Source organism: Nocardia sp. NPDC056611, from assembly GCF_042792755.1.
GTDB lineage: Bacteria > Actinomycetota > Actinomycetes > Mycobacteriales > Mycobacteriaceae > Nocardia.
The window spans coordinates 1,610,527-1,626,197 of the sequence record NZ_JBHTVV010000001.1 but is presented as its reverse complement, the minus strand read 5'-3'; the positions used below and the strand labels follow the sequence as shown (position 1 = coordinate 1,626,197).

Sequence of the window (15,671 nt, the reverse complement as noted above, 5' to 3'; positions counted from 1 at the left end):
CGGCGGCAGTCATCCGCGGGCGACCGCGGCGGGGAGGTCGAGGGTCAGGGTCTCGCCGGGGCTCGGGATGCGGAGGCGGTCGGCCTGTCCGGCGAGCATGAAGCGGTGGGTCAGGTAATCGAGGTGCTCGGAGAAGTGCGCCCAGCCCTCGGCGTGCACCGGCACGATCAGCGCGTCACCGAGCGCGAGGGAGGCCTTGGCGGCGGTGCGGCCGTTGAGGGTCAGGTCCAGATCGCCGAAGCGGTCGACGTTCGCCGCGCCCACATTGAGGATGGCGATGTCGATGCGCCCGAAGCGGTCCGCGATGCGCTGCACGTTCTCGACCGAGGCGTTGTCGCCGGAGACGTACACGGTCGGCAGCCCGTCGGCCTGCAGGACGAACCCGGTGACCACACCGGTGAGCGGCTCGCAGCCCTCCGGTCCGTGCAGCGCGGGCACGCCGGTGACGGTCACCGCGCCGATCCGCGCCGACTCCCAGTTCGCGAGTCCCCGAACGCCTTCCATGCGCTCGGCGGCGTCGGGGGTCGACAGCACGTGCTCGACGCTCGGCAGCAGCGCGCGACCGGCGGCGTCGAGGTTGTCGGCGTGCTGGTCGTGCGAGAGCAGCACCACGTCGATCGGGCCGATCTGCGCGACCGGGACGGCGGGTCCGGCCAGCTTGTAGAGGGTGACCGGGCCGGGGTAGTTGCCGGGCTCGTCGAAGGTCGGGTCGGTCAGGAAGGTGAGGTCGCCGTAGCCGAAACGCACGGTGGGACCGCCGATGTGGAGGATCTCGAGGGCGGCGGCGGTGTCGATCTTGTTCGTCATGGCATCGAGTGTCGTCCGTGGGACCGAGCGCCGACAGTGGCCCGAAGGCCGCGCATCGATAAGATCGGGCCATGAGTGCCGAGCACACCGTCGCCGTTCTGGCGCACGACGGGATCAGCCCCTTCCACCTCTCGGTCCCCACCCTGGTGTTCGGCCGGATCGGTGCCGGCGGCCCCGACCACAGCCCCTACCGCGTGGTGGTGTGCGCCGAGCAACCCGGAACCTTCGCCACACCCGCGGGATTCGACATCGTCGTCGGCCAGGGCCTGGAGGCGGCCGAGACCGCCGACACGTTCGTGATCCCCGCGTGGGACCGCGATCGCCCACTGCCCGAACCGGTTCGCGAGGCCCTGCACCGGGCGCACGCCCGCGGCGCCCGGATCGTCGGCCTGTGCCTCGGCGCGTGGGCGGTGGCGGCCAGCGGCCTGGCCGACGGGCGCGAGATCACCACCCACTGGTCGGCGGCCACCGAGCTGGCCCGCGCCTATCCGGCGGTGCGGGTGCGGGCCGACCGGTTGTGGACCGACGACGGCGACCTGATCACCTCCGCCGGCACGGCCGCGGCGCTCGACTGCTGCCTGCATCTGGTGCGCACCGATCACGGCAGCAGGATGGCGGCCGAGCTGGCGCGCAGTCTCGTCCTGGCCCCGCATCGCAGTGGCTCACAGGCGCAGTACATTCCGGTCGCGGTGCCGGAGTCGGTGGACGAGGATCCGATCGAGCACGCCATGGTCTGGGCCCGCACCCATCTCGACGAGCCCGTGGATCTGGACGGCTGGGCGCGCACGGCGCTCATGTCGCGACGCACCTTCACCCGGCGATTCCGCGACCGCACCGGCGCGAGCCCGCAGCAGTGGCTGCTGCAGCAGCGCGTCGATCACGCCCGGCTGCTGCTGGAATCGACCGACGACACCATGGATCGCGTCGCCGCCGATTCCGGTCTGGGCACCGGCGTCAATCTGCGCCATCACTTCCACCGGCTGCTGGGCACCACCCCCGCGGCCCACCGCGCCCTGTTCCGCCGCTAAGTTCGCCCCATGAGGATTCAGCTGGGTGAGCACGCGCCGCAGATCGACGAGACCGCGTGGATCGCGCCCAACGCCACCGTGGCCGGCCGGGTGCGGCTGGAAGGCGAAGTGAGCGTCTGGTATTCGGCGGTGCTGCGCGGGGACATGGACCAGATCACCGTGGGTGCGCGCAGCAATATCCAGGACGGCTGCGTGCTGCACGCCGATCCCGGCTTCCCGTGCACCGTGGGCGAGGGTGTCTCGGTCGGGCACAACGCGATTCTGCACGGCTGCACCGTCGGCGATGACGTACTGATCGGGATGGGCGCGACGGTGCTCAATGGCGCGGTGATCGGCGAGGGCAGCCTGATCGCGGCCAACGCGCTGGTGCCGGAGGGCGCGCAGATTCCGCCGGGGTCGCTGGTGGCGGGCGTCCCGGGCAAGGTGCGCCGGGAGCTGAGCGAGGCCGAGCGCGATCACATTCGCCTGAATGCGGCCGCATACCTGCACAACTCGGCGCTGCATCGCCAGGGTCAAGAGGTGTGACTGAAGGGGGCGTGTGAGAAGCCCCACACTGATCAAGTGACCAGTCAGTCCGCTGCTAGCATCGGCGGATGCGTTCCCGGCGGCCCGTGCTGTGCCGCCGCTAGCCGGGTGCGCGCTCGGGGCTAGCAGGAGGTTTCACGGTGTCGTACAAGCACGACGGTATGCACCGACAGCGCATCAGCGTGGCCGACATCGCCGCGCAGCCAGGGGGATTCGAGGCGCTACAACGCCGCGTCCACGAACTGCGTTCCAGCGGCATCGATTTCGCGGCCAATGCCATCGAGAGCGAAATGGCCGCCCTCGACGTCCGCTGACCGGACCGGGCGTTCACTGATCGGACGGGGTACGAACCGCGACCCCGCGGCAATGAGATACTTTCGGATCGGCCTGTGCGCTACCGCGCCTCGGCCGTTCACCGCGCTGTCGCGGGGTCGTCCACCCGATCGACTGGAGACTCGATGCCGTCCGTTCCCACCATCCTGCAACGCATTCTCGAGAAGCCGCGGAGCGAAGGCGAACAGCTACTGGAAAGCGCGCTGTCGGCGTTCCTGGACTTCGGGATCAAGCGAACCAGCATGGGGGAGATCGCCCGTCGCGCCGGGATCAGCCCCGCCACCCTGTACCGGCGATTCGAATCCAAGAACGATCTGGTCGCCGCGGTCGGCGTGCGCGAGGCGCAGCTGTTCATCGCCGAGATCGACGAGCGGGTGCGGATCGCCGCGGGCGGCAAGTCCGGGCAGGCGCAGCTGGTGGAGGTGTTCGCGGCGTTCATCATTCAGCTGGCCAACAACAAGCTGCTGCGGCGGCTGCTGCGCACCGAGCCGGAGACCATCCTGCCGCGGCTGACCACCGAGGCCGGGCCGGTGCTCGCGGTCGGGCGCACCTATCTGGCCGAGAAACTGCGCGCGCTACAGGCTTCCGGGGATGTGCCGGACTTCGACGCGGATCTGGTGGCGGAGGTGTTCGCGCGGCTGGGGCAGTCGCTGGTGCTGACGCCGGACGGGCTGATCCCGCTCACCGACGAGACGGCGGCCCGCGAGTTCGCGCGGCGCACCGTGCTGCCGATGATCGGCGTACAGCCGATCTGAGCCGGTCCCGACACGGGCGGAAAGTCGTTCGATCGACGCGGGGAGTTCCGGCACACTGGCGACCATGCAGTTGCGTTCCGCTCTCCGCTCCGCCCGCAGCCGGGTCGCCACATGGTTGCCGCTGCGGCGGGTGGTGAAGATCTGCGCCGTGATCGCGGTGCTGGGGTTCACGGTGCTGGTCGCGTCGGATCTGTGGATCCGGATGGCGCACCGGAAGTACGAGTACAGCGTGGAGAGCGCCCCGTCCGCCGATGTCGCCATCGTGCTCGGCGCGGAGGTCAAGGCGAACGGGAAACCGTCGGACTACCTGAAGGCCCGCCTGGACCTGGGCCGGCAGCTGCTGGAGGCCGGGAAGGTGAAGGCGCTGCTGCTCACCGGAGACAACGGCCGCTCCACCTACGACGAGCCGACCGCCATGCGCGCCTACCTGATCGAGCAGGGCGTGCCCGCCGCCAAGATCGCGCTCGACTACGCCGGATTCAGCACCCACGAATCGTGTGTGCGCGCCCACGACATCTTCGGCGTCACCTCCGCCATCGCGGTCACCCAGGATTTCAGTCTGCCCCGCACCATCGCGCTGTGCCGCGCGGCCGGGATCGATACGGTCGCGGTCGGTGACGACACCATGCCGCACACCATGGTTTATCGCCAGAATTGGCTGCGCGAGCAATTGGCCGACACCAAGGCCGTCTATTCCATTCTCCTGCACCCCGAGCCGACATTCCGTGGCGCACAGGAGAGTTCGGTCCGCGACGCGATGGCCGCGGACCCGCAGCCCTGACCGGTCAGATATTCCCGGCCAGCGATCCCGCACTACCCGCCGCACCCGCGGCCACCGCACTACCCGTCATGAGACCGACCGCGGCGAGAACCAGAGCCCACATATGTAGAACCTTTCGAGAGCGAAATTGAAGACGCCTCGAAAAGTAGTGCGGCCCACCATGTCCCGACGAGAGCCGAAACCGGATTCTGCGCCGACTCCATGGCGATACCCAGCACCTTCCCAGTACCCGATCGAGCCCCGATGTGGTAAGCGCGACTATCACGCGCGGCGCCGCCGCCACAAGCGCTCCGACACACACAAACAGGATCTAACGCATTCCCGTCGTGAAACGAGTTGTGTGGCAGCATCCCGATATGGGTTGCTCGTCGGTGACTGCGAGCGGGAATCGGCGATGAGCATGCAGTGGGAAGGCGGGCATCGGTGACCGGAAACGGCGACCGGCTGGCGGATGACATCTCGATTCCCAGCTTCGGCCAGGCCTTACGCCGCCTCCGCGACGAACGCGGCTTCTCCCGCGAACACCTGGCATACTCCGCCGGCGTCAGCGCCAGCTACGTCACCCTGCTCGAGAAGGGCGAACGCGGCAACCCGACCCGGTCCGTGGTCGAAGCCCTGCTGCGCTGCCTCGACACCAAGGCGCCGCTGACCCCCACCGACCGCCGCCACCTCTTCGACCTGGCGGGCCTGCGCGTGGACGACGCCCCCACCTCCGAGGACCTGTACGACTCCCTCACCGCCGACCAACGCGAGGCCCTGGCCCTGTTCCACCCCGCCCTCGCCGCCTACATCGCCCCCGGCGGCGACGTCCTCGACGCCAACGACGCGTGGTACGCCGCCTTCCCCGGCCTCCGCGAGGACCGCAATATCTTCCACTGGCTGTTCGGCAACCCGATAGCCAAACTCGTTGAACCCGACTGGAAAACCGAGGCCCGCCTCTACGTCCAATGGCTCCGCATGACCGTCGGCCGTCTCCCCGACGACCCCTCCCTCACCACCCTGGTCTCCGATCTGGCCCGCTACCCCCACTTCCGCCACTACTGGTCCGAAGGCACGGTCGACTTCACCCCACCCGTCCGCACCCTCCGCCTCCGAAACCCCAACTCCGGCACAATCCGCGAATACAACGTCCAAGTGGGCCCCATCCAAAGCGAAACCTACCCCGACCGAATAGTCCTATTGCTCTGCCTCCCCCTCTGAGGCGATTCGGCTCGCATTCGAAAAGCGAAGGCGGGGCAGGCGCCGATCGGCACCTGCCCCGCCTTCGTCATGAGACCGGTTGTCCTACCGCGAATTACGCGGGGACTTCGCTGCGGTCGCCGCTCCACAGGGTGTGGTACTTGCCTTCGGCGTCGATGCGCTCGTAGGTGTGGGCGCCGAAGAAGTCGCGCTGGCCCTGGGTCAGCGCGGCCGGGAGGCGCTCGGCGCGGAGGCCGTCGTAGTAGGAGAGGGAGGAGGCGAAGGCCGGGACCGGGATGCCGAGCTGGGTGGCGACGACCACCACGCGGCGCCAGCTGTCGATGGCCGTCTCGATGGCCTCGCGGAAGTAGGGGGCCAGGATCAGGCTCGGCAGCGCCGGGTCGGCCTCGTAGGCGTCCTTGATGCGGTTGAGGAAGCGGGCCCGGATGATGCAGCCGCCGCGCCAGATGGTGGCCAGGTCGCCGGGGTGCAGGTCCCAGTTGTATTCGGCGGAGCCGGCGGCGATCTGGTCGAAGCCCTGGGCGTAGGCGACGATCTTGGAGGCGTAGAGGGCCTGGCGGATCGCCTCGGTGAATTCGGCGACGTCGGTGGGCTTCTCGCCCAGGACGCCGGAGGCGAGGCCCTTGGCGGCGGCGCGCTGGGCGCGGGAGCCGGACAGGGCGCGGGCGAAGACGGCCTCGGCGATACCGGTCACGGGGATGCCGAGGTCGAGGGCCGACTTGACGGTCCAGCGGCCCGTGCCCTTCTGCTCGGCGGCGTCGACGATCACGTCGACCAGCGGCTTGCCGGTCTTGGCGTCGACCTGGTTCAGTACCTCAGCGGTGATCTCGACCAGGTAGCTCTCCAGGTCGCCGGAGTTCCACTGGGTGAAGACATCGGCGATCTGCTTGGCGTCGAAGCCCAGCGCGTCACGGAACAGGTTGTAGGCCTCGCCGATCAGCTGCATGTCGGCGTACTCGATGCCGTTGTGCACCATCTTCACGAAGTGGCCGGAACCGTCGGGGCCGATGTGGGTGCAGCAGGGGACGCCGTCGACCTGCGCGGCGATCGACTCCAGCAGCGGGCCCAGCGACTCGTAGGACTCCTTCGGGCCGCCCGGCATGATCGCGGGGCCGTTCAGGGCGCCCTCCTCGCCACCGGAGATGCCGGCGCCGACGAAGTTCAGGCCGCGCGCCTTCATGGCCGCCTCGCGGCGGATGGTGTCGGTGTAGAGGGCGTTGCCGCCGTCGATGATGATGTCGCCGGGCTCCATGGCCGCGGCCAGCTCCTCGATGACGGCGTCGGTGGCGTCGCCCGCCTTCACCATGATCAGCACGCGGCGCGGCTTCTCCAGCGCGGCCACGAACTCCTCGACGGTCTCGGTGCGCACGAAGTCGCCGTCACCGCCGTGCTCGGCGAGCAGGGCGTCGGTCTTGCCGATGCTGCGGTTGTGCAGGGCCACGGTGTAGCCGTGCCGGGCGAAGTTGCGGGCGATATTGCTACCCATGACCGCCAGGCCGGTCACGCCGATCTGGGCGCGCGCTTCCGAGGTCGCCATGAAACAGCCTCTCCGTTCAGATGTCGATGACCGCACGAAGTCTCCTCGGCGGCGGCATCAGCGGATGCGTCCACGACGCCATACCTTTTCTACCGCACGCCCGATTCCGGGCTGAGCGCGGCTTCGGGGCGCGCGGCCCAGGCCGAGCCGTGCGACCCGGCCGGCCGACGCGGCCGCGTACCCCGCCGCTCGCGCGCCACCGCATCGGGCACGGGTGCGGCCGGACTCGACGATCGGGCTCCGGCACCGGGCGCGGGCGAGCAGGATCCGTACCCGACCGCGACGTCGCAGCGGACCGCGTCGGACTCACAGACCACACCGTCCAGCACCGACCGCCACCACCGATGCGCGGGCCGAAAACACCTGGCCGACAAGAACGATCCACCGATACAGTGCCCGAATGACACGTTTGAATCAGATTGTCGCCGTCGAGAAAGGGATCAAGTCCCGCACCTTCTCCGAGCTCACCGAGGCCCATCACAAGCTGGCCAAAAACCCGTTGCTGAGCGGTATTTCGCGTACCTACCGCCCCAAGGACGAGGAGGGCGAGCAGCTGCCGCCCGAGTCGACGCGCGTCCAGGTGAGATCCGAGGAAGTCCTGCACACCACGGCGGAAATCCTGACCAAACTGTTCGATGTGGTGGCCACCAAGGACTGGGCGAACTGCGCCGCCACCGCCGACGTGGTCGTCGACGGCCGCACCCTGGTCGAGAACGCGCCCATCACCTACCTGCTGTTCCTGGAGAAGCAGCTGGTGGACCTGCACACCTTCGTCCGCAAGCTGCCGGTGCTGGACGCCGCCGAGTCGTGGGAGTACGACGCCGCCGCGGACTGCTACGCGACCGAGCCGGTACAGACGGTGCGCACCAAGAAGATTCCGCGCAACCACGTGAAAGCCGAAGCGACGGAGAAGCATCCGGCGCAGGTCGAGGTGTATCACGAGGATGTGGTGGTCGGCTATTGGCGGACCATCCGGTTCTCCGGCGCGCTGCCCGCCAAACGCGTCAACGAGCTCGTCGAGCGCGTCGAAAAGCTCCAGCACGCCGTGAAATTCGCGCGCGAGGAGGCCAACAACGCCGAAGTCACCCAGCGCAAGCTGGGCGAGAACGTCTTCGGATATTTGTTTGGCTGAGTAGCGGGGCGGCGACTACAGTCGGCAGTGCGCAAGGAGCGCAAGCTGAAACAGAAGTTCAACTGTGACAGGCACAGCGGTTCAGTGGAGGTTCGAATCCTCCTCCCGCCACTCACGGCGGGATAGCCCAACCGGCAGAGGCACCGCGCCTTCAAACTCACACTATCGCTCCAGTTTCAGTATTCGCCGCCGAACGCCGAATCGAAGGAACGGCTTGTCAGCGTGAAGGTTGCGGGTTCAACTCCTGCCGGCCCAGCCACCAATGGGCTGTAGCTCAATCGCAGAGCGTCACGTTAACTTCAGACTCAACCCGTTCTCCACCGTGTCGGCGTGCCGCAATTGGGCGGCCACCGAGACCCCGGGGCAGGCTAGGCCCCGGGGTTTCCCTACAGCAGTGCGGGCGCGACCCACTTCGAGAGATAGTCGCGTAGCTCCGCGCCCCGTCGCGGCGGGCGGCCCGGATCGATGACGAACGACTGCACGATGCGCAGCATGTGCTCGACGAGTTCGTCCAGATCACTGTCGGAGATCGCCGCACCCGCCCAATCGACCGAGAAGCGTTCCAGCAATGAACGCCCGAAAGATCGTGCGGTATCGGACGTTACGCCCGCCGAGAAGGCGCTGGCCCGCCCCGGACGCAACAGCAGGCCGAGGTATTTCTCCTCCGGCAGGCGTTCCAGGGTGTAGGCGATGCCCTCCACGACCGCGGTCGCCGGATCGCGAATCTCGACCAGCCGCTCGGCCAGCACGTCCAGGAAATGTTCCGTTTGCGCGATGGCGGTGGCCGTCAAAAGCGTTTCCGCACTGGGGAAATAGCGGTACACCGTCTGCCGGGTGACGCCGAGGTCGCGGGCCACCTCCGCGATGCTGAACTCGTCGCCGGAGCGGTCGATGGCGCGGCGGGCGGCGGCCACGATGCGGTCGACGGCCTCCGCGTCGTCGGCGGGCGCTGATCCGGACCATCCATGCGTACGCACGCCTTGACCATACACATGGTGCTGACTGTATGGTCGAGGGGCGTGAAAGGAATCCCATGACCACCACCCCGCCGCGGCCCCCGCAACTCGACTCCCCGGTCCTGCCCAAGATCTTCAAATACTCCGGCCGCGCGCAGGTCTGGATCTACCGCCGCACCGGCGGCCGGATCGGCGGCAAATGGCGCATCGGCGCGGGCTTCCGCAAACCGGTGCCGACGCTGCTGCTCGAACACCGCGGCCGCAAGTCCGGCGCCGTCTACACGGTCCCGCTGCTGTACATCGGCGACGGCACGGACACCATCGTGGTGGCCTCGCAGGGCGGACTGCCGAAGCACCCGCAGTGGTACCGCAATCTGTGCGCGAACCCGGACACCCACATCCAGATCGGCCGCGACCGGTTCGCGGTGCGCGCCCACACCGCCGACGCCGAGCATCGCGCCCGGCTCTGGCCGCGACTGGTGGAGGCCTACGCCGACTTCGACACCTACCAGGCGTGGACCGAGCGCGAAATCCCGGTCGTGATCCTGACCCCGATCAACTAGCCGAACCGGTGGGCAGCCCGACCGTGGCGACGATGAGTCCCGGATGCGCCACGGAATCCAGCATGCCCACCTGGATCCGGTACAGCTTCAGCTCGCCCGTGCCCCGATCACGCAACCGCATGGTCCGCACGGGCGGGGCGAACCCGACGTCACCGGTGGACCAGAACCGCCGGAACTCCGCGAACTCGCCGAGCTCGCGCATGAGATCACCGAACACGGTGGGATCCGTCAGCGAGCCGACACTCCCGCGCAGCCAGCTCACCGACTTCCGCACGTCGGCCTCCCAATCGGCCATCACCTGCCGGGCCGCCGGATCGGCGAACATCCACCGGTACAGATTCCCGTTCTCGGCCAACCCCGGAAACGCCTGCGCCCATTCGATGTTCCCGGCCAGCACATTGCCCCGGGTGTCGTAGAACGCTGCCAGCTTGGGCCGGTGCATGGCGAGCATGCGCAGCGCGTCGGCACTGATCGATCTCCTCAACTCCACGACCGTCGGATATCCCGAGCCGGTGAGCCCGGCCAAATCGTAGAGATAGCGGCGCTCGGTGTCCGACAACGGATTCCGCTGATTCATGCATCGGACGAGCGCGTCGACCACGGCCTGGGCGGGCTTGACTTTCCCGCCCTTCTCCAACTGCGTGACATAACTGGCGCTGACCCCGGCCGAGAATGCCAGCCGCTCCCGGGAAAGTCCGCGCTGGTCGCGCAACCGCCGCAACACATCACCGAATGTGGGCAGCGTGATGCCCTGATGTTCCCCGATATTCGTTGCCCGGATACTCATATCCGCCGGTTCCCTCCTGCCCCGTAGCGAATCGACGGCTCAGCGTCCGCGACCACTGCCAGAACTTCTCCCGGACGGAATACTCCCACATAATCGGCCTGGAGTCCGACCCGCCGGGCGGCGCGTCGATTGATAGCAATGGGGAATCGGCTACCGGCCCGCGAATTAGCCTCGGTGAAATCGGCGCGGCACAATGGAATTGGATTTCGCCCGCGCGCCGCCACGCCGGACAATGGGAACAGGTGTCAATTTATCCCATCCGTCCGGTTCTCGGCGTTTCCCGCGCAATCAGTCTCGAGACCGGCCCCCACCTTTGGTATGTTCTGCTCGACGTGCCGCCCCGGCACCGACCATGCGGTGGAGAAATCGTCCGAACGATTCGAACAAGGGGTGTGGACTTTGTCCATTCGAGTAACCCGAGCCTTCAGAACGGCGAGCAGCGCGCTCGCGGCGGTGGCGACCGCGGCCGGAATCCTCACGGCCACTGGCGCACCCGGCGCACAGGCCGCGCCGGCGGATTGCCCCAACCTCAATGTGATCGCCGTCCCCGGCACCTGGGAAACCTCTGTCGACGATCCGAAACAGGGCATGCTCTCCCAAGTCACGCGCGGCCTGCCCGGCTCCGTGCGCACTGACTACGTCAGCTATCCGGCCACCGCCTTCCCCTGGGACGGCGAGGTCTACGGCCGCTCCAAGCACGAGGCCGTGAGCAATGCCCGCGGGCTCATCTCCGCCATGGCCGCCCGGTGCGCGGCAACACGTTTCGCGCTGATCGGCTACAGCCAGGGCGCGGACGCGGCGGGCGACCTGGCCTCCGAGATCGGCACCGGCCTCGGTGTCGTCCCGCCCGATCGGGTGGCCGCCGTCGGACTGGTCTCCGATCCGCGCCGCTCCCCCACCGACGCCCTGATCGGCCCCCATGTGGCCGGCACCGGCGCGGGCGGCGCGCGGGCGGGCGGCTTCGGCTGGCTCAGCCCGCGGGTCCGCACCTTCTGCGCGGCGGGCGACCTGTACTGCTCGGTCCCCACCGACGACCTGGCGGGCCGCTCGGCCGGGCTGCTCACCCAGCTCACCGCCCAGGACCCGGTCCAGATTCCCAGCTATGCGATGACCTTCCAGTCCATCCTGTCCGAGGCGCTGGTCCAGGGCGGCACCGCCATCATCAACGCGCCGGGCGACAACCCGGCGGGCGAGCAGTGGATCAAACAGGTCCAGGACTTCCTGGACTCGGGCGTGCACCAGTCGTATCCGCGGTACGTCGTCGACAGCAACGGCACCACCGCCACCATCTGGCTCCGCAACTGGCTGGCCGAGACCGCGGGCGAAACGCCCTGATCCCTAGCGGTTCCGGTGGGCCGGACCAGCTACTCCGGCCCACCACCCACCGATCGTTCCAACGCGCCGTGCAGCCATTGCTGCGCGGCGCCGGTCGTCAGGGCACCCGTCACTTCTGCGGTCAGGCTCCAGTAGCGCAGGATTGCGCCGGACACGCGACACCGTCCAGCAGCGCCCGCCGATGCGTGATGCGCTCCTGGCCCGACCGCCACAGCTGCCGCGAAACCTCCTGATACAGGCCGGGATCCCCGACCGCGGTGACCAAATCCGCGAAGGCCCCGCGGCATCCCGCGCGACATCCCCGGTCGACGCGCCCCGGGTGTCGCTCGATCGGAACTGCGCGGCGGGCACTTTCGGGATTCGCGAGACCTTGGCCCGGCAACGGCTCATCGCGACCGACACCGCATGGAGTGCGGGCGGCGGGCGCCCGGTGCGAGCTCCGATCGGCGAGTTGCTGCTGCTGGCCACCGGCCGTTCGCGGCCATGAGTTCGTCGTTGGTCGTTCGTTGGTAGCCGCCCGCATTCTCGGTGTACTCGCCCCCTCGAATACGAAGGAACCGCACCGATGATCGCCACCCACGCCCGTACCGCCGCCCGCGCCGCACTCGCAGCGGCCGTCGTCGGTTCCGCCAGTTTCGGATTGTTCGGCAGCCTCACCGTCGCCAACGCGGGCGGCGACTACGGGCCCGACACCTGCCAGGAAGGCTATGTGTGGCGGGAGGCCAACTCGGCCGACCACGTGTGCGTCAGCCCCGGCACCCGGGATCAGGCGCGGGCCGACAATGCCGCGGCCGCGTCCCGGAAGGCGGGCGGCGGCGCGTACGGGCCCAATACCTGTGTGAACGGGTACGTCTGGCGGGAGGCCTACACCGGTGACGTCGTCTGCGTCACCCCGGCCGTGCGGCAGCAGGCCAAGGACGACAATGCCGCGGCGGCCGCCCGCAAGGCATCGCTGAACATCTGGCTGACCACCTACACCGCGGGCAACAAGTGCAACGGCGACGTGTGCACCGCGGTCTCCGATGCCGGAGCGCAGTTCAAGATCAACGGTGATCACTTCAACACTGGGACGGTCACGCTGATCGTGAATCGGAACAACGGCACCCGGCTGGCCACCTACACGGTGAAGGCCGGGCCGCACAACGGCTACGCGGGCGCCTCGTTCGGCTACCAGACCACGATGTGGGATCCGAAGTCCGGCTTCCACGCGCCCTGCACGGGCGGCGACGACTCCTACATCCAGGCCTACGATCCGACCTCGCAGCGCTGGTCGGAGCGGCTGTCGTTCAAGCACGACTGCCACTGACCGGGGCCGTGCGGGATCACCTCGGTGGTCCCGCACAGCAGTGAGCACACTCGAAAAAATCGGAAACAAGTTCATTTAAAAACAGCCCGGCCGGTACCCCACTCGAGGTACTTTCCTGCCGAGTCCGTCACCGGACCGGAAGGGTTGAAACACGTGTTCATTGGGCAAATCGGGTCGACCGCGATCCTTGCGGCCGGAGATTCGGCCGACTCCTCCGGCTTCTCCGCCGGCAGCCTCCTGATCCCAGCGGCCGGCGTGGTCCTGCTGATCGTGGGGCTCGTACTGCGCAACCGGTCGAAGACGACCCCCGTCGCAGCGGAAGAGGGCGGCCTGCCCACCGCGTCATCCGGCCTGCCCAAGCACACGGGCACCATCGTCGCCGTCGCCGGCATCCTGATCCTGGCGCTCGGCCTCGTCGCGGGCCTCACCAAGTCCGGCACCATCTCGGCCAAGGATCCCGAACTGGCCGTGGGCAACTGCGTCACCGCCACCGACTACCGCGGCGCCCAGATCGGCAAGATCAAGCCGACCGCCTGCGAGGACAACTCCGCGGTCTACGAACTGGCCGCCTCGGTGAAGAACGGCGCCACCTGCCCCGACGGCAAGTTGCGCGACGCCGGCTACTTCGTACTCACCAATGGCAACAGCTCGCTGTGCTTCGCCCCCAACGTCAAGGTGGGCAGCTGCTACAGCATGCAGCCCGACGTCAACCAGATCGCGCCCATCGACTGCGCGGCCAAGAACGGCACCGCCATCACCGTCCAGATCGGCGGCCGCTTCGACGGCACCACCGACACCAACCAGTGCGCCATCCCGGCCGGCGCGACCGTGACCCCGCAGCCCGCCCGCGTGGTGTGCTGGCAGCCGGTCACACCGGTCAGCTAGTCGACACACAGCGAAGGGCCCCGGCGGTCACACCGCCGGGGCCCTTCGTCACTGCCGGGGACTAGCCCGCCGCGACCGCGACGCTCTCCGCGCCCACGCGCGGGTAGGTCGGGTACTCGATGCCCGAGATGTACTGCACGGTCCGCACGACCTGGCACGAGTAACCGAACTCGTTGTCGTACCAGAGGTAGAGGATCGCGGTGTCGCCGTCCACGATGGTGGCGTTGGCGTCCACGATCGACGCCGCGCGCGAGCCGATGAAGTCACTCGAGACCACATCGGTGGCCGCGGTGAAATCGAGGTTGCGGCTCAACGGGCCCGACAGCGACATCTCGCGCAGGTACTCGAGCACCTCGTCCTTGGAGGTCGCGCGCTCGAGCTGCAGATTCAGGATCGCCACCGAGACATCCGGGGTGGGAACGCGAATCGAGCTGCCGGTGATCTTGGCCGAGAAGTCCGGCATGGCCTTCTTGACCGCGGACTGCGCGCCGGTCTCGGTCAGCACCAGGTTGAACGGCGCGGAACGGCCGCGACGGTCGGAGCTGTGGTAGTTGTCCAGCAGGTTCTGGTCATTGGTGAACGAGTGCACCGTCTCCACGTGGCCGCGCACGATGCCGAACTCGTCCTCCATCGCCTTCAGCGGCGGGACGATCGCGTTGGTGGTGCAGGACGCGCAGGAGTAGATGGTCTGCGACAGGTCCAGCTCACGGTGGTTGACGCCGTGCACGATGTTCGGGACGTCGCCCTTGCCGGGCGCGGTCAGCACGACCTTCGAGATGCCCGGGCGCAGGTGCTGTTCCAGGCCCGCGCGGTCACGCCACTTGCCGGTGTTGTCGATCAGGATCGCGTTGTCGATCCCGTACTCGGTGTAGTCGATCGAGGTCGGGTCGTTGCTGTAGATGAACTTGATGGCGTTGCCGTTGGCGATGATCGTGTTGTTCTCGGCATCGACCTTGATGGTGCCGTTGAACTGGCCGTGCACCGAGTCGCGGCGCAGCAGCGACGCGCGCTTGATCAGATCGTCCTCGCCGCCCTTGCGGACCACGACGGCCCGCAGGACCAGGCCGTTGCCGGAGCCGACCTTCTCGATGAGCAGGCGCGACACCAGGCGGCCGATGCGGCCGAAGCCGTACAGCACGACATCGCGCGGGCCCTGCGCCTCGGCCTTGTTGCCGTCGGTCACCTCGGCGAGCACGTCGGCGGTGAACTCGGGGACCGACAGGCCGCGCTCGTCGGCGCGGTAGGCCATCACCAGCCGGCCCAGGTCGATCTTGCTGGGGCCCAGGTCGAGCGAGCGCAGCGCCTCCAGGAAGGGCAGCGTCTCGTCGATCGACAGTTCCTCGCCCTCGATCTGCCGCGCGAACCGGTGGGTCCGCAGGATGCTGATCACCGACTTGTTCACCAGTGACCGGCTGTGCAGCAGAATCGTCACCCCCTTGTCCCGATACAAGCTGCCGATGATCGGAATCATCGCCTCCGCCGCAGCCTCGTGAGCGTTCCAGCGGTCAAGATGGTCGGTAGTCAACACAAGTCCTCGGGGTTTCCTCGATCTGCACGTGGTGTCGACTCTATCCAGCCCCGAAGTCGCACAATCCTCGGCTACCCGCATGTGAGATCCACGTCGCCCTCACGAGGGGAACGGTCGCCGTGACGCACGACGGCGGTCGCGGGGGGGGGGCCCCCCCCCCCCCCCCCGCCCGCCCACCCCCCAAATGGGAAGGGATTGCCCCCCCCGAGGTGG

17 protein-coding genes are annotated in these 15,671 nt (G+C 68.3%); 12 read left to right on the top strand and 5 right to left on the bottom strand.

The features are described from left to right. Positions 1-9 precede the first annotated feature (9 nt). Positions 10-807 carry an MBL fold metallo-hydrolase gene (locus tag ACFRAQ_RS07455; protein WP_379095310.1) on the bottom strand — a complete coding sequence of 266 codons (798 nt, stop codon included), beginning with the start codon at positions 805-807 and terminating at the stop codon, positions 10-12. A 71-nt stretch (positions 808-878) separates the two neighbouring features. On the opposite strand from ACFRAQ_RS07455, the gene ACFRAQ_RS07450 reads away from it, so the two are divergent. The 6 genes from ACFRAQ_RS07450 (at position 879) to ACFRAQ_RS07425 (ending at position 5,429) form a co-directional block, all read left to right on the top strand. After that, positions 879-1,835 carry a GlxA family transcriptional regulator gene (locus ACFRAQ_RS07450; RefSeq protein WP_379095307.1) on the top strand — a complete coding sequence of 319 codons (957 nt, stop codon included), beginning with the start codon at positions 879-881 and terminating at the stop codon, positions 1,833-1,835. 9 nt (positions 1,836-1,844) lie between these two features. Continuing rightward, positions 1,845-2,360, top strand: a complete 516-nt coding sequence (locus ACFRAQ_RS07445) for a gamma carbonic anhydrase family protein (protein WP_357096816.1) — start codon at positions 1,845-1,847, stop codon at positions 2,358-2,360. Between the two features lie 140 nt (positions 2,361-2,500). Then, positions 2,501-2,674, top strand: coding sequence for a hypothetical protein (locus tag ACFRAQ_RS07440; protein ID WP_213560258.1), 174 nt, complete (start codon positions 2,501-2,503; stop codon positions 2,672-2,674). 144 nt (positions 2,675-2,818) lie between these two features. After that, positions 2,819-3,448 carry a TetR/AcrR family transcriptional regulator gene (locus ACFRAQ_RS07435; protein ID WP_379095304.1) on the top strand — a complete coding sequence of 210 codons (630 nt, stop codon included), beginning with the start codon at positions 2,819-2,821 and terminating at the stop codon, positions 3,446-3,448. Between the two features lie 64 nt (positions 3,449-3,512). Further along, positions 3,513-4,229 (top strand): vancomycin high temperature exclusion protein, encoded by a 717-nt coding sequence (locus ACFRAQ_RS07430; RefSeq protein ID WP_379095301.1) that lies wholly within the window; start codon positions 3,513-3,515, stop codon positions 4,227-4,229. A 423-nt stretch (positions 4,230-4,652) separates the two neighbouring features. Next, positions 4,653-5,429, top strand: coding sequence for a helix-turn-helix transcriptional regulator (locus tag ACFRAQ_RS07425; RefSeq protein WP_379095298.1), 777 nt, complete (start codon positions 4,653-4,655; stop codon positions 5,427-5,429). 94 nt (positions 5,430-5,523) lie between these two features. On the opposite strand, the gene gndA is transcribed toward ACFRAQ_RS07425, so the two are convergent. After that, positions 5,524-6,966, bottom strand: coding sequence for an NADP-dependent phosphogluconate dehydrogenase (gene gndA / locus ACFRAQ_RS07420; protein WP_379095295.1), 1,443 nt, complete (start codon positions 6,964-6,966; stop codon positions 5,524-5,526). A gap of 400 nt (positions 6,967-7,366) precedes the next feature. On the opposite strand from gndA, the gene ACFRAQ_RS07415 reads away from it, so the two are divergent. Continuing rightward, positions 7,367-8,098: a hypothetical protein gene (locus tag ACFRAQ_RS07415; protein ID WP_379095292.1), complete on the top strand. Its 732-nt coding sequence runs from the start codon at positions 7,367-7,369 to the stop codon at positions 8,096-8,098. 386 nt (positions 8,099-8,484) lie between these two features. Here the strand turns inward: ACFRAQ_RS07415 and ACFRAQ_RS07410 are convergent, their stop codons facing one another. Then, positions 8,485-9,075, bottom strand: a complete 591-nt coding sequence (locus ACFRAQ_RS07410) for a TetR/AcrR family transcriptional regulator (RefSeq protein WP_379095290.1) — start codon at positions 9,073-9,075, stop codon at positions 8,485-8,487. A 56-nt stretch (positions 9,076-9,131) separates the two neighbouring features. Between ACFRAQ_RS07410 and ACFRAQ_RS07405 the strand changes: the two genes are divergently transcribed. Then, complete coding sequence (locus tag ACFRAQ_RS07405) at positions 9,132-9,617, top strand: nitroreductase family deazaflavin-dependent oxidoreductase (protein ID WP_379095287.1); 486 nt, start codon at positions 9,132-9,134, stop codon at positions 9,615-9,617. Here ACFRAQ_RS07405 and ACFRAQ_RS07400 read toward each other — a convergent pair. Beyond that, entirely contained in the window at positions 9,610-10,404 is a 795-nt protein-coding gene (locus tag ACFRAQ_RS07400) for a helix-turn-helix domain-containing protein (RefSeq protein ID WP_379095285.1), read from the bottom strand. The genes ACFRAQ_RS07405 and ACFRAQ_RS07400 overlap by 8 nt on opposite strands. A gap of 399 nt (positions 10,405-10,803) precedes the next feature. Between ACFRAQ_RS07400 and ACFRAQ_RS07395 the strand changes: the two genes are divergently transcribed. The 4 genes from ACFRAQ_RS07395 to ACFRAQ_RS07380 all read left to right on the top strand — a co-directional run bounded on the left by ACFRAQ_RS07395 (position 10,804) and on the right by ACFRAQ_RS07380 (position 13,930). Continuing rightward, a complete protein-coding gene (locus ACFRAQ_RS07395; protein WP_379095282.1) occupies positions 10,804-11,739 on the top strand; it encodes a cutinase family protein in 936 nt (311 codons plus the stop codon). Between the two features lie 181 nt (positions 11,740-11,920). Further along, positions 11,921-12,226: a hypothetical protein gene (locus tag ACFRAQ_RS07390; protein ID WP_379095279.1), complete on the top strand. Its 306-nt coding sequence runs from the start codon at positions 11,921-11,923 to the stop codon at positions 12,224-12,226. Between the two features lie 78 nt (positions 12,227-12,304). After that, on the top strand, positions 12,305-13,045 hold the full coding sequence (locus ACFRAQ_RS07385; protein ID WP_379095276.1) for a hypothetical protein: 741 nt from the start codon (positions 12,305-12,307) through the stop codon (positions 13,043-13,045). Positions 13,046-13,198: 153 nt separating this feature from the next. Next, positions 13,199-13,930 carry a hypothetical protein gene (locus ACFRAQ_RS07380; protein ID WP_379095273.1) on the top strand — a complete coding sequence of 244 codons (732 nt, stop codon included), beginning with the start codon at positions 13,199-13,201 and terminating at the stop codon, positions 13,928-13,930. 61 nt (positions 13,931-13,991) lie between these two features. Here ACFRAQ_RS07380 and ACFRAQ_RS07375 read toward each other — a convergent pair whose 3' ends face one another. Then, positions 13,992-15,455 (bottom strand): glyceraldehyde-3-phosphate dehydrogenase, encoded by a 1,464-nt coding sequence (locus ACFRAQ_RS07375; RefSeq protein ID WP_379095270.1) that lies wholly within the window; start codon positions 15,453-15,455, stop codon positions 13,992-13,994. Positions 15,456-15,671 lie beyond the last annotated feature (216 nt).

What these genes read in the sequence shown, in the direction of transcription:
- ACFRAQ_RS07455 (WP_379095310.1), bottom strand. Translation starts at nt 807, where the DNA reads ATGACGAACAAGATCGACACCGCCGCCGCCCTCGAGATCCTCCACATC.
- ACFRAQ_RS07450 (WP_379095307.1), top strand. Translation starts at nt 879, where the DNA reads ATGAGTGCCGAGCACACCGTCGCCGTTCTGGCGCACGACGGGATCAGC.
- ACFRAQ_RS07445 (WP_357096816.1), top strand. Translation starts at nt 1,845, where the DNA reads ATGAGGATTCAGCTGGGTGAGCACGCGCCGCAGATCGACGAGACCGCG.
- ACFRAQ_RS07435 (WP_379095304.1), top strand. Translation starts at nt 2,819, where the DNA reads ATGCCGTCCGTTCCCACCATCCTGCAACGCATTCTCGAGAAGCCGCGG.
- ACFRAQ_RS07430 (WP_379095301.1), top strand. Translation starts at nt 3,513, where the DNA reads ATGCAGTTGCGTTCCGCTCTCCGCTCCGCCCGCAGCCGGGTCGCCACA.
- gndA (WP_379095295.1), bottom strand. Translation starts at nt 6,966, where the DNA reads ATGGCGACCTCGGAAGCGCGCGCCCAGATCGGCGTGACCGGCCTGGCG.
- ACFRAQ_RS07415 (WP_379095292.1), top strand. Translation starts at nt 7,367, where the DNA reads ATGACACGTTTGAATCAGATTGTCGCCGTCGAGAAAGGGATCAAGTCC.
- ACFRAQ_RS07405 (WP_379095287.1), top strand. Translation starts at nt 9,132, where the DNA reads ATGACCACCACCCCGCCGCGGCCCCCGCAACTCGACTCCCCGGTCCTG.
- ACFRAQ_RS07400 (WP_379095285.1), bottom strand. Translation starts at nt 10,404, where the DNA reads ATGAGTATCCGGGCAACGAATATCGGGGAACATCAGGGCATCACGCTG.
- ACFRAQ_RS07390 (WP_379095279.1), top strand. Translation starts at nt 11,921, where the DNA reads ATGCGTGATGCGCTCCTGGCCCGACCGCCACAGCTGCCGCGAAACCTC.
- ACFRAQ_RS07385 (WP_379095276.1), top strand. Translation starts at nt 12,305, where the DNA reads ATGATCGCCACCCACGCCCGTACCGCCGCCCGCGCCGCACTCGCAGCG.